Annotated in this window: 22 protein-coding genes and 1 pseudogene; 17 read left to right on the top strand and 6 right to left on the bottom strand. The window is 65.5% G+C overall.

The window, feature by feature from the left end; all coding sequences use genetic code 11:
- Positions 1 to 116 precede the first annotated feature (116 nt).
- On the top strand, positions 117 to 686 hold the full coding sequence (gene efp / locus WDO72_03490; GenBank protein MEJ0084716.1) for an elongation factor P: 570 nt from the start codon (positions 117 to 119) through the stop codon (positions 684 to 686).
- 63 nt (positions 687 to 749) lie between these two features.
- Here the strand turns inward: efp and WDO72_03485 are convergent, their stop codons facing one another.
- Genes WDO72_03485 through WDO72_03470 form a run of 4 tightly spaced genes read right to left on the bottom strand, consistent with a single transcriptional unit; the run spans position 750 to position 3,729 of the window.
- A complete protein-coding gene (locus WDO72_03485) occupies positions 750 to 1,238 on the bottom strand; it encodes a GAF domain-containing protein (protein MEJ0084715.1) in 489 nt (162 codons plus the stop codon).
- On the bottom strand, positions 1,238 to 2,209 hold the full coding sequence (gene epmA, locus WDO72_03480; protein MEJ0084714.1) for an EF-P lysine aminoacylase EpmA: 972 nt from the start codon (positions 2,207 to 2,209) through the stop codon (positions 1,238 to 1,240). Before epmA ends, WDO72_03485 begins: the two co-directional genes overlap by 1 nt.
- Positions 2,202 to 3,101 carry an archaetidylserine decarboxylase gene (asd, locus tag WDO72_03475; protein ID MEJ0084713.1) on the bottom strand — a complete coding sequence of 300 codons (900 nt, stop codon included), beginning with the start codon at positions 3,099 to 3,101 and terminating at the stop codon, positions 2,202 to 2,204. Before asd ends, epmA begins: the two co-directional genes overlap by 8 nt.
- A 1-nt stretch (position 3,102) precedes the next feature.
- Positions 3,103 to 3,729, bottom strand: a complete 627-nt coding sequence (locus WDO72_03470; protein MEJ0084712.1) for an SCO family protein — start codon at positions 3,727 to 3,729, stop codon at positions 3,103 to 3,105.
- On the opposite strand from WDO72_03470, the gene prmB reads away from it, so the two are divergent.
- The 13 genes from prmB (at position 3,728) to WDO72_03405 (ending at position 18,756) form a co-directional block, all read left to right on the top strand.
- Positions 3,728 to 4,630: a 50S ribosomal protein L3 N(5)-glutamine methyltransferase gene (gene prmB / locus WDO72_03465; GenBank protein ID MEJ0084711.1), complete on the top strand. Its 903-nt coding sequence runs from the start codon at positions 3,728 to 3,730 to the stop codon at positions 4,628 to 4,630. The two genes, WDO72_03470 and prmB, sit on opposite strands and share 2 nt — an antisense overlap.
- Positions 4,620 to 5,726 carry a chorismate synthase gene (gene aroC / locus WDO72_03460; protein ID MEJ0084710.1) on the top strand — a complete coding sequence of 369 codons (1,107 nt, stop codon included), beginning with the start codon at positions 4,620 to 4,622 and terminating at the stop codon, positions 5,724 to 5,726. Before prmB ends, aroC begins: the two co-directional genes overlap by 11 nt.
- Before the next feature lie 3 nt (positions 5,727 to 5,729).
- Positions 5,730 to 6,764 (top strand): aspartate-semialdehyde dehydrogenase, encoded by a 1,035-nt coding sequence (locus tag WDO72_03455; GenBank protein MEJ0084709.1) that lies wholly within the window; start codon positions 5,730 to 5,732, stop codon positions 6,762 to 6,764.
- Positions 6,765 to 6,865: 101 nt separating this feature from the next.
- A complete protein-coding gene (locus tag WDO72_03450; protein ID MEJ0084708.1) occupies positions 6,866 to 9,733 on the top strand; it encodes a FimV/HubP family polar landmark protein in 2,868 nt (955 codons plus the stop codon).
- 24 nt (positions 9,734 to 9,757) lie between these two features.
- A complete protein-coding gene (gene truA, locus WDO72_03445; protein ID MEJ0084707.1) occupies positions 9,758 to 10,573 on the top strand; it encodes a tRNA pseudouridine(38-40) synthase TruA in 816 nt (271 codons plus the stop codon).
- 21 nt (positions 10,574 to 10,594) lie between these two features.
- Positions 10,595 to 11,494, top strand: coding sequence for an acetyl-CoA carboxylase, carboxyltransferase subunit beta (gene accD, locus WDO72_03440; GenBank protein ID MEJ0084706.1), 900 nt, complete (start codon positions 10,595 to 10,597; stop codon positions 11,492 to 11,494).
- A 4-nt stretch (positions 11,495 to 11,498) separates the two neighbouring features.
- Positions 11,499 to 12,764: a bifunctional tetrahydrofolate synthase/dihydrofolate synthase gene (gene folC / locus WDO72_03435; GenBank protein ID MEJ0084705.1), complete on the top strand. Its 1,266-nt coding sequence runs from the start codon at positions 11,499 to 11,501 to the stop codon at positions 12,762 to 12,764.
- An 8-nt stretch (positions 12,765 to 12,772) separates the two neighbouring features.
- On the top strand, positions 12,773 to 13,474 hold the full coding sequence (locus WDO72_03430) for an SPOR domain-containing protein (GenBank protein ID MEJ0084704.1): 702 nt from the start codon (positions 12,773 to 12,775) through the stop codon (positions 13,472 to 13,474).
- 87 nt (positions 13,475 to 13,561) lie between these two features.
- Positions 13,562 to 14,092 (top strand): CvpA family protein, encoded by a 531-nt coding sequence (locus tag WDO72_03425; protein MEJ0084703.1) that lies wholly within the window; start codon positions 13,562 to 13,564, stop codon positions 14,090 to 14,092.
- 13 nt (positions 14,093 to 14,105) lie between these two features.
- Entirely contained in the window at positions 14,106 to 15,614 is a 1,509-nt protein-coding gene (gene purF, locus WDO72_03420) for an amidophosphoribosyltransferase (GenBank protein MEJ0084702.1), read from the top strand.
- Between the two features lie 28 nt (positions 15,615 to 15,642).
- Positions 15,643 to 16,824, top strand: a complete 1,182-nt coding sequence (locus tag WDO72_03415; protein ID MEJ0084701.1) for a DUF4147 domain-containing protein — start codon at positions 15,643 to 15,645, stop codon at positions 16,822 to 16,824.
- 8 nt (positions 16,825 to 16,832) lie between these two features.
- Positions 16,833 to 18,089, top strand: a complete 1,257-nt coding sequence (locus WDO72_03410; protein MEJ0084700.1) for a protein kinase — start codon at positions 16,833 to 16,835, stop codon at positions 18,087 to 18,089.
- Between the two features lie 10 nt (positions 18,090 to 18,099).
- Positions 18,100 to 18,756, top strand: coding sequence for a tRNA-(ms[2]io[6]A)-hydroxylase (locus tag WDO72_03405; GenBank protein ID MEJ0084699.1), 657 nt, complete (start codon positions 18,100 to 18,102; stop codon positions 18,754 to 18,756).
- A gap of 18 nt (positions 18,757 to 18,774) precedes the next feature.
- On the opposite strand, the gene WDO72_03400 is transcribed toward WDO72_03405, so the two are convergent.
- Both WDO72_03400 and WDO72_03395 read right to left on the bottom strand, forming a co-directional pair.
- The gene (locus WDO72_03400; GenBank protein MEJ0084698.1) at positions 18,775 to 19,524 is read right to left on the bottom strand and encodes a UDP-2,3-diacylglucosamine diphosphatase; all 750 of its coding nucleotides are present in this window, start codon (positions 19,522 to 19,524) and stop codon (positions 18,775 to 18,777) included.
- Entirely contained in the window at positions 19,521 to 20,255 is a 735-nt protein-coding gene (locus tag WDO72_03395) for a peptidylprolyl isomerase (protein MEJ0084697.1), read from the bottom strand. The genes WDO72_03400 and WDO72_03395 overlap by 4 nt, the downstream gene beginning before the upstream one ends.
- A 66-nt stretch (positions 20,256 to 20,321) precedes the next feature.
- Between WDO72_03395 and gltX the strand changes: the two are divergent.
- The 3 genes and pseudogenes from gltX (at position 20,322) to cysS (ending at position 23,105) form a co-directional block, all read left to right on the top strand.
- A pseudogene (gene gltX, locus WDO72_03390) lies at positions 20,322 to 21,272 on the top strand (glutamate--tRNA ligase).
- Between the two features lie 121 nt (positions 21,273 to 21,393).
- Positions 21,394 to 21,717, top strand: coding sequence for a hypothetical protein (locus tag WDO72_03385; GenBank protein ID MEJ0084696.1), 324 nt, complete (start codon positions 21,394 to 21,396; stop codon positions 21,715 to 21,717).
- Positions 21,714 to 23,105, top strand: coding sequence for a cysteine--tRNA ligase (cysS, locus tag WDO72_03380; GenBank protein ID MEJ0084695.1), 1,392 nt, complete (start codon positions 21,714 to 21,716; stop codon positions 23,103 to 23,105). Before WDO72_03385 ends, cysS begins: the two co-directional genes overlap by 4 nt.
- The last annotated feature ends 53 nt before the right edge of the window (positions 23,106 to 23,158 follow it).

The following is a 23,158-nucleotide window of genomic DNA, read 5'->3' as shown; positions in this document are numbered from 1 at the left end:
CTGAGAGACGGCTCACAGACAGACGAAGGGGTGTTTCGTATGGCAGGGGTACCCCGGGGTGGGTATCATGCGCGGTCTTTTTTGCAGGCCCAGCGACGGGCGATCACGGGAAACCCATGTCCAATTACACGACCAACGAAATTCGCGGCGGAATGAAACTACTGATCGACGGTGACCCGTACTCCGTGATCGACAACGAATACGTGAAGCCCGGCAAGGGCCAGGCATTCAACCGCATCCGCGTGCGCAACCTGCGCACTGGCCGCACCGTGGAGAAGAGCTACCGGTCGGGTGAATCCATCGAGGCCGCCGACGTCATGGACGTCGAGATGCAGTACCTCTACAAGGACGGCGACTTCTGGACCTTCATGAATCCGGAAAACTACGAGCAGCTGCAGGCGGGTGAAGCCGCCGTCGGTGAAGGCGCGAAGTGGATGAAGGACGGCGTCGTCTGCATCATTACGCTGTGGAACGGTGTGCCGCTGGTCGTGACGCCGCCGCCGCACATCGATCTCAAGGTCATCGAGACCGATCCGGGCCTCAAGGGTGATACCGCGACGGGCGGCCAGAAAGTCGCCAAGCTCGAAACCGGCGCCGCGGTTCGCGTGCCGCTCTTCATCAACGAAGGCGAGATCCTGCGCATCGACACGCGCACCGGCGAATACGTCTCGCGCTCGAAAGCCTAGTAGCTAGGTAAAAGGGGACATGCCTATTTTTCGCTTCGAAAAATAGGCATGTCCCCTTTTCGTTCACCCCAGCGATTCCAGGAAGATCCGGGCTAACTTCTCGAGTCCACGCGCATCGGCCGCGGTGAAACGCGCCGGCTGCGGGCTGTCGAGGTCGAACACGCCGAGCAATTCGGTGCCATTCACGAGCGGGATTACGAGCTCCGAGTTCGAGGCCGAGTCGCAGGCGATGTGGCCGGGAAAGGCATGCACATCTTCCACCAGCACCGTCTCGCGGCGCGCTGCGGCGGTGCCGCATACTCCTTTGCCCATGGCGATGCGCACGCAGGCCGGTTTGCCCTGGAAGGGCCCCAGGACCAGCTCGCCACTCTTATATAAATAGAATCCCGCCCAGTTGAGCCCGGGCAGCGCGTCGTAAATGAGCGCGGCGGTATTGGCGGCGTTGGCGATCAGATCGCGCTCGCCGCTGAGCAGCGCGGCGAGATCGCGCGCGAGCTCGGCGTAGGCCGCTTCGGGCTTGCTGAAGTCGTAGTTTTGCGAGGTGTGACTCATCAGGCGCGCTCCACGGGGAATGCCAGTACCTCGTCGATACTGGTGGCGCCAAGCGCCAGCATCAACACGCGATCGAAGCCGAGCGCGACGCCGGCGCAGTCGGGCAGGCCTGACTCGAGCGCCGCCAGCAGGTTCGCGTCGAGATCGAAAGTCGGCAGGCCGCGCGCGACGCGACTTTGCTGATCCGCGCCGAAACGCTGCCTTTGTTCAATGCTGTCGACGAGCTCGTGATAACCGTTCGCCAGTTCCACGCCGCGATGATAAAGCTCGAAGCGCAGCGCGAGCCGCGCATCGTCTGGATCGAGGCGTGCGAGCGCGGCCTGCGTCGCGGGATATCGATGCATGAACGTGAGGCTGCGCGCGCCGAGCGCCGGCCCCACCCGTATGCCGACGATGAAATCGAGCAGTTCGTCGCGGCTCGCCTGGTTGGCGTGCGCGACGTCGAGCCCGAGCGCCTGCGCCGCGCGCCGCAACTCGGCGTCCGCTGCATCGAGCGGGTCCAGCCCGGCGTGCCGCTGCACCGCCTCGCGATAACTCACGAATTCCAGCGGCACGTCTCCACCCAACAACTGGTGCACGAGATCGCCGGTCTCGCGCATCAGATCTTCGAGCGTGAATCCGAGCCGGTACCACTCGATCATCGTGAATTCCGGATTGTGCTGCCGGCCGCGCTCGTTGCCGCGGAACACTCGGCATATCTGGTAGCTGTCGCCGATACCGGCGGCCAGCAGGCGTTTCATCGCGTATTCGGGCGAGGTGTGCAGGAACAGCGGCGCCTCGCGGCCGGGAACCAGGGCCTGCACGCTGCCGAGATTCACGTCGGACACCGGTGCGTTGACCATCGCCGGGGTTTCGACTTCGAGCACATTGCGAACGCGAAAGAACTCGCGCGCCGCCGCCAGCGCCGCCGCGCGCCGGCGTAACGCGGCCAACGTGGCGCTCGGGCGCCACGGCGCGGCGCGCTCACTCACCCGTGGGCGTCCACGACTGCAGCGTGCCGATGCGTTCGCCCATGCGCAGCGTGCGGCCGGCGGTCAGCGTGGCGGACCATTGCGCGGCGCCGGGCGGCAGCAGCAGGATGACGGTCGAACCCATGTTGAAGCGCGCCATTTCGTCGCCCTTCGCGAGCTCGACGGGCGCCAGCTGATCCGTCACCGGCAGCGTGGTGACTTCACGATGTTTTCGCGGCGTGACGTCGCCGTGCCACACCGTCGCCATGCTGCCGACGTTGAGCGCGCCCACGAGGATGATGGCCCAGGGCACGCCGCCGGCATCGAATCCGCAAAACACGCGCTCGTTGCGCGAGAACAGCCCCGGCACGAGCTGCGCGGTGGTGAGATTGACGCTGAACAGCCGGCCCGGCACGTAGAAACTTTCGCGCAGCGCGCCGGGCAGCGCCATGTGGATGCGGTGATAGTTGTAAGGCGCCAGGTAGATAGTCGCGAAGCTGCCGCCCGCGAAGGTGCGTTCCCAGGCGGCGTTGCCGGCCAGCAGCGCGCGCAGCGTGTATTCATGGCCCTTGGCCTGCAGCAGCCGGTCCGCCGACAGCGGGCCCGCCTCGCTGACGGTGCCGTCGACCGGCGAGACGATCGCGCGCGGATCCGCATCGAACGGACGCGTGCCGGCACGCAGCGCGCGCGTGAAGAATTCGTTGAAGCTCGCGTAGGCGGTGGGCTCGGTTTCCACCGCGTCGCTCATGTCCGGCTTGAAGCCGCGCACGAACAGCTTGATCAGCGCGTTCTTGAAGGCCGGGCTGGTCGAGCGGGTCGCGGCGAGCACCAGCCGTGAAATGCCATGTTGCGGCAGCAGATGCTGAAGGGCGACGAACGCCCGTCCGCCGGCACCGGGAACGGTTTCGTTCACTTCATGAACCCTGGCCCGCGCCGAGCACGGGCGCGAGCCGTGCCACGTCGCGGGTCAGCGCCGCGGCCGAAAGCGGCGGCGTGAACACCGCGACGATGCGCGCGCCGGAATCGAGCACAAACACGGTCGCGGAGTGATCCATCGTGTAGTCGCCGCCGGGCAGGTCGACGCGGCTGGCGGCGACGCCGAAGCTCTTCGTGGCGTTCACAATTTCGGACGCACTGCCGGTCAGGCCGATAAGATCGCCGCCGAATGAAGAAATGTACTGGCCGAGCTGCTGCGGCGTGTCGCGTTCGGGATCCACGCTGATGAGCGCGATCTTGAGATTCGGAATCGCCGCCTGTTTCTGCACGCTGGTCAGCAGGGCGAGCGTCGTCGGGCAGACATCGGGGCAGTGCGTGAAGCCGAAGAACACCAGCGTCGGGTGTCCGCGCAGTGTGTCGGTGGTGGCGGGAGCTCCGTGCGTATCGAGCAGGTTGAAAGGCGCGAGCACGCGGGGCGCTGGCAGGGACGTGCCGGCCTCGAGCGAGGGCACGGCCGGCTGGTTCAGCATGCGCGCGACGTACACACCGGCGAGAGCGGCGGCCACGGCGATGGCGCCGACCGAAATCCAGTAACGATTCGACATGGCGCGATTATTCCATACCAGGACCGTAGGCGAGTTGATCGCGAACGCGCAGCGGCGCCTGAGTCGCGCCAAGGTGTTCTTCGGGCATGGCACGGACAACGCGCGCGATGAGGCCGCGGCGCTGGTCTACCACGTGATGAACCTTTCACACGATTCACCGCCGCGGGTGCTGGCGCGGCGCGCGACCGCCGCGCAACAGACGCGCTTCGAAGCACTGCTCGGCCGGCGCATCGCCGAGCGCGTACCGCTCGCCTACCTCACCCACGAGGCCTGGTTCGCCGGAATTCCTTTCTATGTGGACGAACGCGTGCTCATCCCGCGCTCGCCCTTCGCGGAATTGATCGAGAAACGCTTCGCACCGTGGATAGACGCGCGGCAGGTACGGCGCGTGCTCGATCTCGGCACCGGTTCCGGTTGTATCGCGCTGGCCTGCGCCAAGGCGTTTCCGCGGGCGCGCGTCGACGCCGTCGACATCGATGCGGGCGCGCTCGAAGTCGCGCAGATCAACCGGCGACGCCTGCGCCTAACACGGCGTGTGCGGCTGATCCGTTCCGACCATTTCGCGGCGCTTTCGGGCGAGTCGTACGATATCATCGCGAGCAATCCGCCCTACGTGGGGAGGCGCGAAATGCGCGGTCTGCCGCGCGAGTACGCGCACGAACCGAAGCTCGCACTCGAGTCCGGACTCCACGGTCTCGATTCCGTGGAGATCATCCTGCGCCGCGCCGCGCGACACCTGAAGCCGCGCGGCCTGCTCGTGGTCGAAGTGGGTAACACGGAGCGGGCGCTTGCGAAACGATTTCCCCGCGTGCCGTTCATCTGGCTCGACTTCGAACGTGGCGGTGGTGGTGTATTCGCGCTGACGCGCGAGCAGTTAGAGAAGGTCCAGCATGTCCGGTAATTCCATAGGCCGATTGTTCTCCGTGACCACCTTTGGCGAAAGTCATGGTCCGGCACTCGGCTGCATCGTGGACGGTTGCCCGCCGGGGATGCCATTGGGCGAAGAAGACATCCAGCCCGAAGTCGATCGCCGCCGCACCGGCACCTCGCAGTTCGTTAGCCAGCGGCGCGAAGGTGACGTGGTGAAAATCCTTTCGGGCGTGTTCGAAGGCCGAACCACCGGCACTCCGATCGGCATCCTCATCGAGAACACCGACGCACGCTCGCGCGACTACGAGAAGATCAAGGACCGCTTCCGTCCCGGTCATGCCGACTACACCTATCAGCAGAAATACGGCTTCCGCGATTATCGCGGCGGTGGTCGCTCCTCGGCGCGCGAGACCGTCATGCGCGTCGCGGCCGGGGCCATCGCGCGCAAATACCTGCGCGTGCGCTTTGGCGTCGAGATCAGCGGTTATCTGAGCCAGATCGGCGACCGCGTCATCGATGCGGTGAAACCCGAGAGCGCCTACGACAATCCATTTTTCTGCCCGGACCCCGCGCGGGTGCAAGAGCTGGAAGACCTGATGTGGAAGATTCGCGGCGAGGGCGATTCGCTCGGCGCCAAGGTCACCACGATAGCGCGTGGCGTGCCGCCGGGCTGGGGCGAGCCGGTGTTCGACCGTCTCGATGCCGATGTCGCGCACGCCATGATGAGCATCAACGCGGTGAAGGCCGTCGAGATCGGCGCCGGGGTTCGCGCCGCCGCGCAGCGCGGCAGCGAACATCGCGACGAATTGTCGCCGACGGGTTTCAAGACCAACAACGCCGGCGGCATCCTCGGCGGCATCTCTTCGGGTCAGGACCTGCTGGTGCACGTCACGTTCAAACCGACTTCCAGCATCCAGGTGCCGGGTGAAACCATCGATGTCGCGGGCAAACCCGTCGAAGTGGTGACCACCGGCCGCCATGATCCCTGCGTCGGTTTGCGCGCCACGCCCATCTGCGAGGCGATGCTCGCCATCGTCCTGATGGACCACGCGCTGCGGCATCGCGGCCAGAACGCCGACGTCGTCGCCTCGACACCCAACATCACCGCGCCGCGCGAAGGTAGTTAGATAGTGAGCGAAGAAAAGAAGGGCTACCGCGTGGCGGTGCTGGGCGCCACCGGCCTGGTCGGCGAGACCATGATCAAGGTGCTCGAGGAACGCGAGTTTCCGGTGGCCGAACTACTGCCGCTCGCGAGCAATCGCTCGCTTGGCAAGCGGGTACAGTTCCGCGGCAAACACATTCCGGTCATCGACGTCGCCACCTTCGATTTCGCGCGTGCGCAGATCGGCTTGTTCTCGGCGGGCGGCGAGGTGTCGCGCGAATACGCGCCGAAGGCCGCGGCCGCGGGTTGCGTCGTCATCGACAACACCTCGGAGTTTCGTTACGACGACGATATTCCGCTGGTGGTGCCCGAGGTCAACCCCGAGGCCATCGCGCAGTACAAGACACGCGGCATCATCGCGAACCCGAACTGCTCGACCATCCAGATGCTCGTCGCGCTCAAGCCCATCTACGACGCGGTGGGCATCACGCGCATCAATGTGTCCACCTATCAATCCGTGTCGGGCGCCGGCAAGGAAGCGGTCGACGAGCTGGCCGCCCAGAGCACGGCGCTCATGAGTGGCAACGAGCCGCCGAAGGCGCGAATCATCCCCAAACGCATCGCCTTCAACGTCGTGCCGCAGATCGACAAGTTCCAGGACAATGGCTACACGAAAGAAGAGATGAAGATGTTCTGGGAGACCCAGAAAATCCTCGGCGACAAGACCATCCTGGTGAACGCCACCGCGGTTCGGGTGCCGGTTTTCTTCGGACATTCCGAGGCCGTGAGCATCGAAACCCGGCAAAAGATCACCGCCGAGGCCGCGCGGGCATTGCTCAGGCGCGCCCCGGGAATAGAGGTGTTAGACGAGCGGAAACCCGGTGGTTACCCCACGGCAGCCATTGAAGCCGCGAACCGGGACACGGTTTATGTCGGACGCATTAGGGAAGATATAAGTCACGAACGCGGACTTAACTTATGGATCGTCTCAGACAACATCCGGAAGGGAGCTGCTACGAACAGCGTCCAGATTGCCGAGATTTTGGTGCGCGAGCATATTTAAGTTATATTGCGGGCGGTTTCAGCTTTGAGTCGGAAGTTTCGGCTCTAAGCTTCTGTTTCAATAAAGAAATCTCATAGCCGACGGTGGATGTGGAGACGCGAATGAAGCGTATGGGTCTCGCCCGGGGATTGCTGGCGTTTTTGCTGTTGCCCGGAATCTCCCTTGCACTGGGCTTGGGTGACGTTCATCTGAACTCACCTCTGAATGCGCCGCTCGACGCCGAGATCGAACTGGTCAACGCCACGCCCGAGGATCTGGCGACCCTCGACGCGAAACTCGCGTCCAAGGAAACCTTCGCGCGCTACGGCCTCGACTGGCCGTCGTTCATGGCCGGCGTCACCGTTACGCGCGATCGTGCCGCGAATGGCGCGCAGGTCCTGCGCATCAAGTCGACCGAGACCGTCACCGAGCCTTTCCTCACGCTGTTGATCGAAGCGTCATGGGCACGCGGCCGGTTGGTGCGCGAATACACGGTTTTGCTCGATCCGCCGGTGTTTGCTCCCAACAGCGTGGCGGCTGCCCCAGTGGCCGCGCCATCCGCCGCTCCTGCACAGAGCAGCGGCCAGATTTCGCGGCCCGCGCCGCAGGAAGCGCCGAGCGCCGCGCCCGTGCAGGCCGGTGGTGGAGACAGTTACGAAGTGCAACGCGGCGACAGCCTGTCGGCGATCGCACGGCGGCTCTCGGCGAGCACCGGTGCCAGCACCGCACAGCTCATGGTGTCTATCTACCGCGGCAACAGCGGCGCATTCGAAGGCGACATGAATCGCCTGCGCGCCGGATCCGTGCTGCGAATTCCTGGCAGCGACGAGATCGCCGCCGTATCACCAGCCGAAGCGAGCGGCGAAGTGCGCCGCAATGTCGGCTCGTACGCCGGCGCGGGTGCTGCTGCCAGCAGCGGACGTCTGCGCCTGGTCCCGCCGAGCGAAGGCGCGAGCGCAGGTTCTGGCGCCGACAATTCCGCCGCAGTGTCCGAGCTGCAGGGGCGAGTTCGCGACCTCGAAGGCCAACTCACCGAATCCAAGCGCATGCTCGAGCTGCGCAACACCGAACTTGCCGATCTGCAGGCGAAGCTGGCTGCCTCGCAGGCGCCTTCCTCCACACCGGCTCCGGCCCAAACACCGGTCGAAGCGCCGGCCGCGCAGCCCGAAGCCGCTACGCCGGCTCCCCTCGAAGCGGCGACGCCTGAAGCCGCTGCGCCCGCGGAACAGCCGGCCGCGACGCAGGAACCGGCCGCACAGACGCCCGCCGAAGCGACTCCCGACGAGACCGCCGACGAAGGCGATGGCGAATCGATCGTCGATAAGTTGATGAATTACTGGTGGGTGCTGGCCGCCATCGTGGCGCTGGTCATCGGCCTCGTGGTGGTCCGGTCGCGCGGCAATCGCAAGACCGCCGAATTCGATGACAGCCTCGGCCGCCTGGCCGATGTGGGCGAAGATCGCCTGGCCCAGCCGCCAGGCTCGGTTTCCGACACGGGTCGCATGCGCGCGCCGGGCGCGTCGTCGATTCCCGAGGACATCCTGGTCGAGGAATCGGGCTCGCATCGCGCGTTGCAGGAAACCCAGGACATCCCGCTCACGCCGACGGTTCGCACCGACGAAACCATCAGCAGCGACACGGCGGTCAACCTCGATCAGGGCGACCCGCTGGCCGAAGCCGATTTCCACATGGCCTATGGCCTGTACGACCAGGCAGCCGATCTCGTACGCATCGCGATCCAGCGCGAGCCCGATCGCCGCGACCTCAAGCTCAAATTGCTCGAAGTTTTCTTCGTCTGGGGCAACAAGGAACAATTCCTCACGATGGCGCGCGAGCTGGCGGAAACGCGCGGCGAGTCGGCACCGGGCGAGTGGGAAAAGATCGTGATCATGGGCAAGCAGATTGCGCCCGAGGATCCGATGTTCGGCGATGGCAGCGGTGATGGTGGCGCCGTGGGCGTCGACCTCAACCTCGATGCCGGCGGCGGTGGCCGCGTGGATTTCGATCCGTTCGACATCAGCCAGCGGATGGACGTGACCGGCGGCGGCAATCCCGACGCGGTGGACCTCGATCTCGGCAGCGCGCTGCGCGATCCCGATGCGACGGGCGAGGGCTTGCAGTTACCGAACGATCCCGCGAGCGGTCAGACGACGCGCGAGATGACGATGAAGATGACCCCGGCGGGCTCCGAAGCACCGACGGTGGAGCAGCCTTCGTTGCGTCCGCTCGATGAGCCGACGATTCGCGAGAAGGTCGAAGGCGCAATGCGCCGCAAGCTGAGTTCCGATCAGACCGCCGAACTCGCACTCGACGATCTGGGTCTCGAGCTCGGCTCGCTCGAACAGACTGATTCTTCGCTGGGCCTCAAGCCCATCGGCGGCGCGCCGCGCGGCCCCGATGCCAATGCCCCGACGATGGTCGCCGGCCTCGACGAGAATTCACAGCGCCTGCTGGCGGCCGCGGCGGCCCGTCACGGCGGCAGCCTGGCCAACGGTGACGATACGCAGCTCACCGAACATGGTGCCAGCGGCACGTGGTTCCTGACCGAGCGCGAGCTCGGCGGCGACGTGGACCTGAGCAAGGGCCGCTCGATCGATCCGAACGCCACGGCGTCGATGTCCAAGTTCGAGATGCCGGAGGAAGGGTTCGACATTTCGTCGACCTCGCGCCTCGCGGGCATCGATCGCGACAATCTCGATTTCCCGGTCGAACCCACGCAGCAGCAGCCGCAGATGGGCCGCAAGGTCGACCTCGATCTCGGCGGCGGCAATCTGGACGACCTGCCGGGCAGCCCGACCGAAGAGCTCGCGGTTCCGGATCTCGAACCGGTGACGCTGTCGGAAGTCGGCACCAAGCTCGACCTGGCTCGCGCCTACGTCGACATGGGCGATCCGGACGGCGCACGCAACATCCTCAACGAAGTGCTGTCCGAAGGGTCCGCCTCGCAGAAGCAGGAAGCACAGCGCTTGTTAGAGTCGTTGCCCGGCTAGCCCCGCGCGGGCTTCAGACTCCAAATGCCTCGATTCGCGGCCGGCATCGAGTACGACGGCCGCGCGTACTCGGGCTGGCAGTTCCAGACTGGCCTTCATACCGTTCAGGACACCGTCCAGCGCGCATTGTCGCGCGTGGCGGATTCGCCGGTGGATTGCATCTGCGCCGGGCGCACCGACGCCGGTGTTCACGCGCTCGCGCAGGTCGTCCATTTCGACAGCGCGGCGGCGCGCACCGAACGAGCCTGGCGGCTCGGCGCCAATACCTATCTACCGAACGATGTGAGCGTGGCCTGGGTGCGCGAGGTCGCGCCGCATTTCCACGCGCGCTTCAGCGCTACGGCGCGCAGCTACCGCTACGTCATCCTCAATCGCGACTCGCGTTCGGCGTTGGCCACCGGTCGCGCGACCTGGGAGCGCCGCCCGCTCGATGCGCCGCGAATGCACGCCGCAGCGCAGGTATTGCTCGGTGAACACGATTTCAGCGCCTTCCGCGCCATCGAATGCCAGTCGAAATCGCCGCTGCGGAAGGTCGAGCTTCTCGATGTCCGGCGCCAGGCGGAATTCGTGACCCTCGAGATCACCGCGAATGCCTTCCTCCATCACATGGTGCGCAACGTGGCGGGCTTGCTGATGTCCATCGGCCACGGCGAGTCGCCGCCCGAGCGCGTGGTATCAGTGCTCGCCGGCCGCGACCGCAAGGCCAACGCCGCGACCGCATCGCCGGACGGGCTCTATCTCGCCGCGGTCCGATACCCGGGCGAGTTCGGACTGCCGGTTGTCCCGGAACTCGCCTCTACGGGGGGTCTTGCGCAATCCGTTATCATCGGCCGCTCTTGAAGTTTGGGGGTCGACCCGAGAATGTCCTGGTTTGAAAAAATCATGCCCTCGCGGATCAAGACCGAGCGCCGCACGCGTTCGGTTCCGGAGGGTTTGTGGATCAAGTGTTCGGCCTGCGACGCGGTGCTGTACCGCGCCGAGCTCGAGCGCAATCTCAATGTCTGCCCGAAATGCAGCCATCACATGCGCATCGGCGGCCGCGAGCGGCTGGCGCGTTTTCTCGACGAGGGTGAGCAAGCCGAAATCGGCGCCGAGGTGTCGCCCGAGGATCCGCTCAAGTTCCGCGACAGCAAGCGTTATCGCGATCGCCTGGCGGCCGCGCAGAAAGCCACTGGCGAACGCGACGCGATGATCGTGCTCGCGGGCACGCTCGAAGCCCTGCCCATCGTCGCCTGCGCGTTCGAGTTCAAGTTTCTCGGCGGGTCGATGGGTTCGGTGGTGGGCGAACGCTTCAAGCGCGGCGTCGACCATTGCATCAAGCACCGCGCGCCGCTGGTGTGTTTCTCCTCGAGCGGCGGCGCGCGCATGCAGGAGGCCTTGTTCTCGCTGCTGCAGATGGCCAAAACGAGCGCGGCGCTGGCGCGGCTCGCCCAGGCGCGGCTGCCGTTTATCTCTGTCATGACCGATCCGACTACCGGCGGTGTGTCGGCGAGTCTCGCCATGCTCGGCGATCTGAACGTCGCCGAACCGCGCGCGCTGATCGGGTTCGCGGGCCCGCGCGTCATCCAGCAGACCGTGCGCGAAACGCTGCCCGAAGGTTTTCAGCGCAGTGAATTCCTGCTCGATCACGGCGCGCTCGATCTCATCATCGATCGCCGCGACATGCGCGAGAAGCTCGGCGCGTTGCTGCGCCTGCTGATGCGCCAGGCGCCGGCGACGCCGGCCGAAGCTGCGACCACCGCCACCGCGCCGGCCGACTGATCCCATGCGCTCGCTCGCCGACTGGCTCGAGCAGCAACAGAAGTCACATCCCAGCGCCATCGATCTGACGCTCGCGCGCGTGCGCGAGGTTGCGCAGCGCATGGAGCTGCTCTCGCCGGCGTTCAAGGTGATCACCGTCGCGGGCACCAATGGGAAGGGATCGACGGTCGCGTTCGTCGATGCGTTGCTCAGGGCTGCCGGGCGCAAGACAGGCCGGTTCACCTCGCCGCATCTCACGCGTTACAACGAACGCATCTGCATCGACGGCATCGAAGCCCACGATGCGGAATTGATCGGCAGCTTCACGCGCATCGATGCCGCGCGCGGCGACATCACGCTGACCTTCTTCGAGTACAACACCCTGGCCGCGCTCGATCTGTTCACTCGCGCGAAGGTCGAATTCGCCGTGCTCGAAGTAGGGCTCGGCGGACGGCTCGATGCGACCAACATCCTCGACGCGGACGTCGGCATCGTCTGCTCGATCGGTCTCGATCATGCCGACTGGCTCGGTACGTCGATCGACGGAATCGGCCGCGAGAAGGCCGGCATCTTCCGCCGCGGTCGGCCCGCGATTCTCGGCAGCACGGAGTTGCCAGGCTCGGTGGCGGCGTATGCCGATGAAATCGACGCGATTCCCTTGCTCACGCGGCAGGACTTTTCATTCCAGGTCTTTGGCGAGACCTGGGATTTCCGCAGCGAAGCACTGACCCTGCGCGGCCTGCCGATGCCCGCGTTGCGCGGCGAACACCAGGTTGGCAACGCCGCGAATGCCATCGCCGCCCTGGTGCTCGGCAATGTCGGCGTCGAGCTCACGCACGCAGCCGCGTCGGCGGCGCTGCGCGCGGCGCGCGTCGACGGCCGCTTTCAGATCGTGCCGGGCGACATCGAATGGATTTTCGACGTCGCGCACAACGTGCCGGCCGCACAGAGCTTGAGCGCCAATCTCAGGTCATTGCCGAAACGCCGCACGCTGGCGGTGTGCGGCATTCTGGGCGACAAGGACATACGCGGCATCACCGCCGCGCTCGGCGCGGATATCGATGCGTGGTTTCTCGCCGCGCTTGCGGGCCCGCGCGCGGTCAGCACCGCAGAACTCGCAGCGTTGTTGCCGCAAGGCGCGATGGTGGTGGAGCAGGCCCCGGATGTGGCCGCTGCCTGCCGCGCCGCGCGTGCCGGCGCAAAATCGCAAGAGCGCATCGTCGTGTTCGGCTCGTTCCTGACCGTCGGGCCCGCGCTCGAATACCTTGGCCCAGAATTCGTTCGGCTATAGTTCGCGCCATGGATTCCCGAGCCAAGCAACGACTGACCGGTGCCGTCATCCTGGTTGCCGTTTTCGTGCTGTTCGTGCCCGAACTACTCACCGGTCCGGGCAAGAATGTTCCGGCCGACACGCCGGCGGAAGAGGGCTTGCGTCGTTACACCATCGACCTCGATGCGCAATCCACCCCGGCGCAGGCGCAGACTGGAGCCGCGGAGCCGGCGGTCGTTTTGCCGCCCGTCGAAAAGCCGATGCAGGTCGCGCCCGCGCTGGCAACGCCCGGAGAATCCGCGGCGCCAGAACAGGACAGTGCGGCACCGGGTCGATCTGTCGCGGTGCCGACGAGCGCAGACAATGCGGTCGCTGCAACAGCGCCACCCACGCGGTCCCCGGCGCCCACTCCAACGACCACGCAAGCAGCCACGCCCGCGCCAGCACCACGCGTCGAACCCGCGCGTCCCGCAGCGGCACCGGCGTCGCCGCCGGAGAAGGGCAGCTTCGCGGTACAACTCGGCAGCTTCGGCAGTCGCGACAATGCCGATCGGCTGGTGCGCGACATGACCGCCAAGGGTTTCGCTGCCTTCGTGGCCCCGATCACCAGCAACGGCCGCGAGCTCTACCGGGTGCGCGTCGGCCCCACCCGCGATCGTCCGCAAGCCGAGGCGCTGGCCACACAGCTGCGGCGCATTGGCCAGACCGGCAGCATCGTGCCGATTTCGTGACGGCCGGCCGGTCGAAGGCTGCTCAGGCCCTGAGCCGTCGGCTACAATGCCGCGCCTCGTCTGAGGCGTCGCGGCAACCCTAAGCACATGATTGCAGTCGACTACATCATCCTCGCCATCCTCATCATCTCGGCCATCATGGGCCTCGTGCGCGGACTGTTGCGCGAAGCCGTCGCGGTCATCACCTGGTTCCTGGCGATCGTCCTGGCCTGGTATCTGGGCGGCTCCCTGGAGCCCCACCTGGGCGGCGTCCTGGTCGGTTCGCCGCTGCGCATCTGGGCGGCCCGCACGATCATTTTTGTCGGCATCCTTTTATTGGGCGGTGCGGTGGGCGTGGTCCTTGGACATTACGTTCGCGTCTCCATGTTCGCCGGCATGGATAAATTCCTGGGGTTCGTGTTCGGCATCATCCGGGGTGTCGTCATCGTGGGTGCCTTCACGATCGCCATCCAGGCTCTGAGCATGGACCAGGACCCCAAGTGGAAGAATTCCCGCCTGATGCCGTATGCGATCGGCGTGGCCGACGCGCTGCGCGGCATCGTCGGCGACAAGCTCGAGCGGCTGCAATTGCCCCAGAAATTGACACAGAAATCGTCACAACACGCTGCTTCCACCTGAGGAATTCATACGAATGTGCGGCATAGCCGGGATCGTCGGAACCAGCGGAGTCAATCAACGGATCTATGACGCCCTCACGGTGCTCCAGCATCGCGGGCAGGACGCGGCGGGTATCGCCACGGTGAGCGAAGGCGAGTTGTTCGTACGCAAGGGCCAGGGACTGGTGCGCGACGTCTTCGAACAGCACCACATGCAGGAACTCAAGGGCAACATGGGCATGGGCCATGTTCGTTATCCGACCGCCGGTTGCGACAACGCCTCCGAAGCCCAGCCCTTCTACGTCAATGCGCCGTACGGCATCTGCCTCGCGCACAACGGCAATCTCACCAACGCGCGCGAGCTCGGCGAAGTGCTCGAGCGCGAAGACCGCCGCCACCTCAACACCAGCTCCGATTCCGAAGTGCTGCTCAACGTGCTGGCCTCCGAGTTGCAACGCGTCGGCACGCCGCGCGTCACGCCGGCCGACATCTTCGCGGCCGTCAGCGCCGTGTACCGCCGATGCCGCGGTGGTTATGCCGTGGTCGCCATGGTCATCGGCCACGGGTTGTTAGGCCTGCGCGATCCGAACGGCATCCGCCCGCTGGTGCTGGGCCAGCGCGAGACGCCGAAAGGCGCCGAGTGGATGCTGGCTTCCGAAAGCGTCGCGCTCGACATGCTCGGTTTCAAACTGGTGCGCGACGTGGCGCCGGGTGAAGTCGTGTACATCGACACGCACGGACGCCTGCATTCCCAGGTCTGCTCGGCGACCACGCGCCATGCGCCGTGCATTTTCGAGTACGTGTATTTCGCGCGACCGGATTCGCTCATCGACAACATCTCGGTGCACCGGGCGCGTATGCGCATGGGCGACCGGCTCGCGGAGAAGATCCTGCGCGAGCGCCCCGATCACGGCATCGACGTGGTCATCCCGATTCCCGATACCAGCCGCACCAGCGCCATGCAGGTTGCGCAGCACCTGCAGGTCAAATACCGCGAGGGCTTCGTCAAGAATCGCTACGTGGGCCGCACGTTCATCATGCCGGGGCAGGAGCAGCGCGCGAAGTCCGTGCGCAGCAAGCTCAACGCCATCGATCTCGAATTCCGGAACAAGAACGTATTGCTGGTGGACGATTCCATCGTGCGCGGCACGACCTCCGCGCAGATCATCGATCTCGCGCGTGAAGCCGGCGCCAAGCGTGTGTACTTCGCCTCCGCCGCGCCGCCGGTGAAGTTCCCGAACGTGTACGGCATCGACATGCCGGCCAAGAGCGAGCTGGTCGCGAGCAGCCGCACCGATGCGGAAGTCGCCAAGCTCATCGGCGCCGACTGGCTGATCTACCAGGATCTCGAAGATCTGATCCAGGCCTGCGTGCACGATCATTCCAGCATCAAGGAATTCGATACCTCGTGTTTCTCGGGCAATTACGTGACCGGCGACGTCACTCCCGAGTATCTGGCGCGCCTGGAATCCGAGCGTTCGGATTCGGCCAAGGCGTCGCGGCGCGAGGACGATCGCGTGGGTCTCAAGGTCGTCAAGATCTGATCTCGCGTTTGCGCGTGTTCGCACGTCCGTGAACACGCGCCGCGTCCTGCTCGAGCTGTTCGACGCCGCGCTGCGCGCCGTCGATGGGCGCAAAGCCGTCGAAAACGCGTTGCGCACTTTCCCTCCCGGTCCCGTGGCGGTGTTTGCGATCGGGAAAGCCGCCAGCGCAATGGCCCGCGGCGCTCATGCGGCGCTCGGCGAACGCATCGAACAGATGCTGGTGATCACCAAGGACGGTCACCTCGATCCCGACTTCGCGCGCCTGCGGTTTGCCACTCTTCTCGAAAGTGCGCATCCCGTACCGGACGAACGCAGTCTCGCGGCCGGCGCCGAGCTCGAACGGCGTATCGCAGGTCTCGGCGCCGGTGTTGTGCCGTTGTTCCTGATTTCCGGCGGCAGTTCGAGCCTGGCGGAGCGGCTGGTCGACGGCGCTTCGCTCGATCAGTTGCGCGCGTCGACTGCGCGCGGGCTCGGCGCGGGTTGGGATATCGCCACCTTGAATGCCGAACGCGTGAAACTCTCGCGGTTGAAGGGCGGCGGAGTCGCGCGGTGGCTTGCCGGCCGGGCGGCGACCGCGCTGTTCATCTCGGACGTGCCCGGCGACGATCCGGATGTGATCGGTTCGGGGTTGTTAGGCCGCGACGCGGGCCGGCGCGATTCGATCGAGCGCCAGGTCGTGGCCAATGTCGAGCGCTGCGTGGACGCAACCCTGGCCGCGGGTGCTGCGCTCGGTCTGCGCCTGGAACGCGGCGCGAGTCGCTTCGATGGCGACGCGGCACAGGTCGCGCAGCACTTCGTGAATGCGCTGCGCGGCACGGATGCCGATGGCATCGTCTGGGGCGGCGAGTCCACGGTGACCCTGCCCGCGCGGCACGGACGCGGCGGCCGCAATACGCATCTCGCGTTGGCCGCGGCGCGGTTGCTGCGTGCGGGCGAGCCGCTGCACATACTCGCGGCTGGCACTGATGGCACGGACGGCGCAAGCAGCGATGCCGGCGCGATCGTCGATGCGGACTCCGTGACACGCGCGGAATTCGGCGGCTGCGATGCCGAACGCGCCTTTCGGGATTTCGATTCCGGTGTCGCGCTCGAAGCCGCCGGCGATCTTGTGTTTACCGGGCCGACCGGAACGAACGTCGGGGATATCCTGATCGGTTTGAAACGATCTGCGAAGCCGGTGCGTGGCGATACGGCAGCACGCATGATCTAATCCGCGCGATGCGCCTGATGTTGATCGACGATGATCCGCGTTACCGGACCCTGCTGCGACACCACATCTCCTGCGACTGGCCGGACGTGGATGTCGTCAGCTACAACCCGCGGGTTCGCGGCCCGCTGACTCCCGGGTTCCTGGCGCAGGGTTATAGCGTCGTATTGCTCGATCACGAGTGGCGCGGTGGTTCGGGGCTCGACTGGCTCAAGGACTTCTCCGCGCGCGACGGGTTTGCGCCGGTCATCTTCCTGTCTGCCGCGGACGAATCCGCCGACGCCGTCGAGGCACGCGCCACGGGTGCATTCGAGGTGGTTGGCAAGGCCAAGATCAAGCACACCAAGCTGAACGATGCGATCCGCCGCGCCGCCGACGAACAGGCCAAGGCGCAGAGCCGCTGGCGCATGTCCGCGGGCGCAAAGATGAGCCAGGATTTCGCCGGCGCGCGTCTCAAGGAATATCGGCGCATCGATTTGATCGCGAAAGGTTCCGTGTCGGACCTGTTCCTGGCCGAGAGCGCGACCAACGGGGACGTAGTCGTGCTCAAGGTGACCCCTGCGATCCGCAAGGAGACCGGCGTCGATCAGTCCATGGAGCGTTTCCTGCAGGAATTCGAAATCCTGCGCGAGGTGCGGCACCCGAACATCGTGCGCATCTTCGATCTCGGTGTCACCGACGATCATCTGTATCTCGCGATGGAGCACTTTGCGCGCGGCGATTTGCGCAAACGCATGTACGAGGGGCTTACCGCCCGGCAGTCGCTCACATACGCGCGCGACATGGCGTATGCGCTGCAGGCGATCCACGAGGTCGGGATTTTTCATCGCGACCTGAAGCCCGGCAACGTGATGCTGCGCGACGACGGCAGTATTGCGCTCATCGATTTCGGCCTCGCCAAACACGTGGCGCTCAAGATGGAAGTCACCGACAAGGGGCTCATTTTCGGCACGCCGCATTACATGAGCCCGGAGCAGGGGCACGGCAAGGAAATCGACGCGCGCAGCGACATCTACAGTCTCGGCGTGATGTTGTTCGAAATGCTCACGGGCAAGAAGCCGTTCGATGCCGAGAATCACATGGCGATCCTGGTGCATCACGCGAAGGCGCCGATCCCGAAATTGCCCGATCGCATTTCGTCGTTGCAGCCGCTGATCGACAGCATGATGGCCAAGGACGTCGCCGACCGTCCGGCGGATGCCAATGAAGCCGCGCGGCGCATCGATGCGCTGTTGATCGCAATGCCGGCGCCCGAGCCGGCCTTGTGAGAGCTGCCCGATGAGTACGCGGCGCGAGGCCGCCGTAGCCGCGCGATTCGAGCGCGCCACGGGTAGTTCGATCCTGCTGGCCGTGACGCCGCGTGCCTGGGTCGATGCCGCGCTCGCCGATTTGCCGACGCTGCTCGTCGACCATGCCAATTGCGAGAAGAAGGCTGCGTCCACCGCGATGGCCTTGATCTTCGCCTATCCGGAAGACCGGCAGCTGAGCGTGGCGTTGTCGCGCCTGGCGCGCGAGGAGCTCAAGCATTTCGAGCAGGTGGAACGGCTGATGCGTAAACGCTCGGTGGCGTTCGTGCGCATGAAGCCCGGGCGCTACGCGGGCGAACTGCGCAAGCTGGTGCGCACCCACGAGCCCAAACGCAAACTCGACCTGATGATCGTGCATGCGCTGATCGAGGCGCGCTCCTGCGAGCGGTTCCGGCTGCTGTCGCAGCGATTGCCAGAAGAAGTGCGCGATCTGTATGCGCAGCTCGAACGTTCGGAAGCGCGGCACTTCGAGATCTATCTGGAATTCGCGCAGCGCGAATTCCCGGCCGCGGAAATCGCGGAAAGACTGGCGTTGATCGCCGCGCGCGAGGCGGAACTGGCGACCGCGCCGGACACCGAACTGCGCTTTCACTCCGGCCCGCTGCAAAAAGGGGACAGATCTATTTGAAAAAGAGGCAGATCTATTTCAAATAGATCTGTCCCCTTTTTGCAGCGCGATCTCGCGGACGCCGGCGGCGCTCACTCCCACGCAGCTTGCGGCTTCGTACCACGGCGCGAGCACCACGCGTTCGGCGCTGACTCCATCGACGACGGTGGGATGAATCGCGGGACGATGGGTGTGTCCGTGGATCAACCGTCGCGCGCCGGTGGCGCGAAAGGCGCGCAGCACCGCTCCGGAATCCACATCCATGATCGTTGGAATCGTGCGCTGCGTATGCGCCTTGCTGCCGGCGCGTGCGGCGCTCGCCAAAGCGCGACGCGAATCGAGCGGCAGCGACAGGAAGCGCCGCTGCCAGCCCGGCTGGCGCACGATGCTGCGCAGTTCCTGGTAGGAGAAATCTTCGCTGCAGAAGACATCGCCATGACTGAGCAGTGTCGGCACACCGTACAAGTCGAGCGAGACCGGATCCGGCAGTAGTTGGACTCCGGTGGTGCGGCTGAACCTTTCACCCAGCAGGAAATCGCGGTTGCCGTGCAACGCATACACCGGCACGCCGCTCGCGGTCAGCGCCGCGAGGCCCGCGCAGGCGCGAACGTTGTCGGGGTTGTCGTCGTCGTCGCCCACCCAGACTTCGAACAGGTCGCCGAGCAGGTACAACGCTTCGCAAGCGCGCGCCGGCCCGGCGAGAAAGGCGAGAAAGGCATCGATCGCCCATGGCGCTTCGCTGTCGAGATGCAGATCCGACGCGAACAGGGTGTGGTCGCCGCGGCTCACTTCGGCGGCGTGTCATCCGCGGCCGGTTCCGCCGGCGGCGGCGCGCTGGCGGGAGATTCGCCGCCCGGAGCCTGGCCCGCTGGCGGCGTGGCCGGCGGCGCATCGGTGGGCGTCGGCACCGGCGGTTCGGCCGCTGGCGGTACGACGGTGGTCGTATCCGCAAGCAGCTCTATCTTCTGGATGATGACCGCCTTCACCGGTGCATCGGCTTTGAACGGACCCTGCGCCGTCGTCGGCGAAACGCTGATGCGATCGACAACTTCCATGCCTTCGACCACGCGGCCGAACACCGCGTAACCCCAGCGCGTCGGCAGTGGATCGAGATCCGCGTTGTCCGCGATGTTCACGTAGAACTGTGCGTCGCCCGAATGGGGGCCCGCAGCGCGCGCCAGGCCGACCGTGCCGCGAAGATTCTTCAGGCCATTGCCCGCTTCATTCGGAATGGGTTTCAGCGCGGGTTTGGCCTTGTAGTCGGGTCCGACACCGCCGCCCTGGATCACGAAATTCGAGATCACGCGATGGAACAACGTGTTGGTGTAGTAGCCGGATCTCACGTAGCCCACGAAATTTTCCACCGTCAGCGGCGCCCGGTCGCGCTGCAGCTCCACCACGAATGCGCCCAGGCTGGTGGTGACGCGGACGCGTTCGGGACCCGCCGCTTGGGCTGCGAGCGACAGCAGTACACCGAAAACGCCGAGCAGCAGACCGTTCGACAAACGTTTGTTTTTCATGGTTCGCGATTCTACCGAAGCTGCGACGCGTACAGCGCTTTCCCGTAAAATCCCGCGGTGTCTCCAATGATCACCACGCGATTCGCTCCCAGCCCCACCGGCGAGCTCCACCTCGGCAATGCGCGCACCGCGTTGTTCAGCTGGTTGTTCGCTAGACATCACGGCGGGCGGTTCGTTCTGCGTATCGAGGATACGGATACCGAACGCAGTAAAGATGCCTTCACGGTCGCGCTCATGGAAGACCTGCGTTGGCTGGGGCTCGAATGGAATGCCGGGCCGGACAAGGCTGCGCCGGGCGAGGAATACCGCCAGTCGCGCCGCGGCTCGATCTACGCGCGGCATTCCGCCACGCTCGACGCCGCGGGTCTCACCTATCCCTGTTACTGCACGCCGCTCGAACTGGATCTGTCGCGCAAGGCGCAGCTCGCCGCGGGCCGTCCACCGCGTTATGCCGGTACCTGCCGCGAACTCTCCGCCGAAGCGCGCGTGCGCAAAAGCGCGCAGGGCATCTCGCCAACCACGCGTTTTCGCGTGCCGACCGGCAAACGCGTGGAATTCGACGACATGGTCCACGGCGCGCAGAGTTTCGCCACCGACGACATCGGCGATTTCATCCTGCGCCGGGCCGACGGCAGCGCGGCATTCTTCTTCAGCAATGCCATCGACGATGCCGAGATGGGCATCACGCACGTGTTGCGCGGCGAAGACCACCTGACCAATACCCCGCGACAGCTGCTGGTGCTCGAGGCGCTCGCGTTGCGCGTGCCCACCTATGGACATCTGTCGTTGCTGGTAGGCGCCGACGGTTCACCGCTCTCCAAACGTCACGGTGCCACCAGCGTGCGTGAGTTCCGTGAACGCGGCTATCTACCCGGCGCGTTGCTCAACCACCTGTTCAGGCTCGGCCACTCGAGCGGCGAAAACGGCGTGCTGACGCACGACGGGATGGCGCGCGCATTCACCGTCAAACATCTGGGCCGCGCGCCGGCCCGCTTCGAAGAATCCCAGCTCAACGTCTGGCAGCGCGAAGTGGCGCACCATCTGCCGCTCGACGAAAGCGAACGCTGGCTGGCCGCCGAGACTCCGGGTGATATCGACGACGAGCGCCGGCGCGCATTCATCGCCGCGATCCGGCCCAATGTCCTGCTGCCGTCGGACGTCGCGCGTTGGCGCGAAGTCGTGTTCGGCGCCGCGCCCGCGCTCGATGAAATTTCTCTCGCGCGCGTCAAAGAAGCCGGTGCGCCGTTTTTTCCGCGCGGCGGCGGAGGCCGCGGCGACGGATCCATCGCTCGATGCCATCGTCAACGCCGTCAAGGCCGCCACCGGTGCGAAGGGCCAGGCGCTCTGGAAGCCGTTGCGCCTCGCACTGACTGGTTCTCCCGAGGGCCCGGAGCTCGCGCCACTGCTGCGCGCGATGCTGGCCAGCGCTGTTCACGATCGGCTGGTCCGCTTCGCCGCATGATCCGCATCCACAATTCACTCACGGGCGAAAAGCAGGAACTCGAGCCCATCGAACCCGGCCACGTGCGCATGTACAGCTGCGGAGTGACGGTCTACGACTTCTTCCACGTGGGCAACGCGCGCATGCTCGTGGTGTTCGACATGGTGAGCCGTTACCTGCGGCATCGCGGTTTGCGTGTGACCTACGTGCGCAACATCACCGACGTCGACGACAAGATCATCAATCGTGCCAGGGAAGCCGGCGTGGACTGGCGCGCACACGCCGCGAAGTTCGCGGCGGCCATGCATGAGGACCTGGATGCGCTCGGCTGCCTGCGCCCCGAGAAGGAGCCTAAAGCCTCCGAATACATCGGCGAGATGCTGGAGATGATCGATCAGCTCATTGCCAATGGTTATGCCTACCAGGCGAGCGATGGCGATGTGATGTACGACGTCCACAAGTTCGCGTCGTACGGCAAGCTTTCCGGCAAGAAGCTCGAGGACCTGCGCGCCGGCTCGCGCGTGGAAGTAGATAGTGCCAAACGCGATCCGCTCGATTTCGTGTTGTGGAAATCCGCGAAGCCCGGAGAACCGGCGTGGCCTTCGCCGTGGGGCGAGGGGCGGCCGGGCTGGCACATCGAATGCTCCGCGATGAGCACAAAGGAGCTCGGCGAACACTTCGACATCCATGGTGGCGGGCTCGATCTCAAGTTCCCGCACCATGAAAATGAAATCGCGCAGACCTGCGGCGCGACGCACGGGCGATTCGCCGAGATCTGGATGCACAACGGCTTCCTCAACATCGACAACGAGAAGATGTCGAAGTCGCTGGGGAATTTCTTCACGGCGCGCGAAGTGCTGGCGAAGATCAAACACCCGGAAGTGCTGCGGTTCTTCCTGTTGTCGAGCCAGTACCGCGGGCCGATGAATTATTCGCCCGATCAGCTCGACCAATCCGAGGCGGCGCTCACGCGCATGTACACCGCGCTGCGCGGCGTCGCGAACGCGGGCGAACCGTACGAGCCATCCGAGGCGACGGCGAAGTTTCACGCGGCGATGGACGACGACTTCAATACGCCGGAGGCCATCGCGGTCCTGCAGGGCCTGGCGCGCGAGCTCAACAGCGCGCGCGCAGCCGGGTCGGATTCGGCGGCACTGCAACGCCTGGCAGCGGAGCTGCGGACGCTGGGCGGGGTGCTGGGCGTCCTCAAGGTCGCGCCCGAGCAGTGGTTCCGTGCCGGGGCCGCGGGCTCCATGAACGATGCCGATATAGAAGTAAACATTCAGGCGCGCCTGGCGGCCCGCAAGGCGAAAAACTGGGCCGAGTCCGACCGGATTCGCGACGAACTGGCCCGCCGCGGCGTGGTGCTCGAAGACAAGCCCGGTGGCACGACCTGGCGGCGCGCATAGTTCCATTGACCGCGGGATGGGGCGCTCGGGTATGATTCGCGCCCCCGCTGGCC

It is taken from the genome of Pseudomonadota bacterium (assembly GCA_037200975.1).
Classification (GTDB): Bacteria; Pseudomonadota; Gammaproteobacteria; order Steroidobacterales; family Steroidobacteraceae; genus CADEED01.
Note: the sequence above shows the minus strand (reverse complement) of the source record. Positions and strands in the feature narration are given on the sequence as shown.

What these genes read in the sequence shown, in the direction of transcription:
- aroC (MEJ0084710.1), top strand. Translation starts at nt 4,620, where the DNA reads ATGTCCGGTAATTCCATAGGCCGATTGTTCTCCGTGACCACCTTTGGC.
- cysS (MEJ0084695.1), top strand. Translation starts at nt 21,714, where the DNA reads ATGATCCGCATCCACAATTCACTCACGGGCGAAAAGCAGGAACTCGAG.
- WDO72_03470 (MEJ0084712.1), bottom strand. Translation starts at nt 3,729, where the DNA reads ATGTCGAATCGTTACTGGATTTCGGTCGGCGCCATCGCCGTGGCCGCC.
- WDO72_03450 (MEJ0084708.1), top strand. Translation starts at nt 6,866, where the DNA reads ATGAAGCGTATGGGTCTCGCCCGGGGATTGCTGGCGTTTTTGCTGTTG.
- WDO72_03425 (MEJ0084703.1), top strand. Translation starts at nt 13,562, where the DNA reads ATGATTGCAGTCGACTACATCATCCTCGCCATCCTCATCATCTCGGCC.
- truA (MEJ0084707.1), top strand. Translation starts at nt 9,758, where the DNA reads ATGCCTCGATTCGCGGCCGGCATCGAGTACGACGGCCGCGCGTACTCG.
- WDO72_03405 (MEJ0084699.1), top strand. Translation starts at nt 18,100, where the DNA reads ATGAGTACGCGGCGCGAGGCCGCCGTAGCCGCGCGATTCGAGCGCGCC.
- folC (MEJ0084705.1), top strand. Translation starts at nt 11,499, where the DNA reads ATGCGCTCGCTCGCCGACTGGCTCGAGCAGCAACAGAAGTCACATCCC.
- purF (MEJ0084702.1), top strand. Translation starts at nt 14,106, where the DNA reads ATGTGCGGCATAGCCGGGATCGTCGGAACCAGCGGAGTCAATCAACGG.
- WDO72_03485 (MEJ0084715.1), bottom strand. Translation starts at nt 1,238, where the DNA reads ATGAGTCACACCTCGCAAAACTACGACTTCAGCAAGCCCGAAGCGGCC.
- WDO72_03385 (MEJ0084696.1), top strand. Translation starts at nt 21,394, where the DNA reads ATGTCCTGCTGCCGTCGGACGTCGCGCGTTGGCGCGAAGTCGTGTTCG.
- WDO72_03430 (MEJ0084704.1), top strand. Translation starts at nt 12,773, where the DNA reads ATGGATTCCCGAGCCAAGCAACGACTGACCGGTGCCGTCATCCTGGTT.
- prmB (MEJ0084711.1), top strand. Translation starts at nt 3,728, where the DNA reads ATGGCGCGATTATTCCATACCAGGACCGTAGGCGAGTTGATCGCGAAC.
- WDO72_03410 (MEJ0084700.1), top strand. Translation starts at nt 16,833, where the DNA reads ATGCGCCTGATGTTGATCGACGATGATCCGCGTTACCGGACCCTGCTG.
- WDO72_03395 (MEJ0084697.1), bottom strand. Translation starts at nt 20,255, where the DNA reads ATGAAAAACAAACGTTTGTCGAACGGTCTGCTGCTCGGCGTTTTCGGT.
- accD (MEJ0084706.1), top strand. Translation starts at nt 10,595, where the DNA reads ATGTCCTGGTTTGAAAAAATCATGCCCTCGCGGATCAAGACCGAGCGC.
- efp (MEJ0084716.1), top strand. Translation starts at nt 117, where the DNA reads ATGTCCAATTACACGACCAACGAAATTCGCGGCGGAATGAAACTACTG.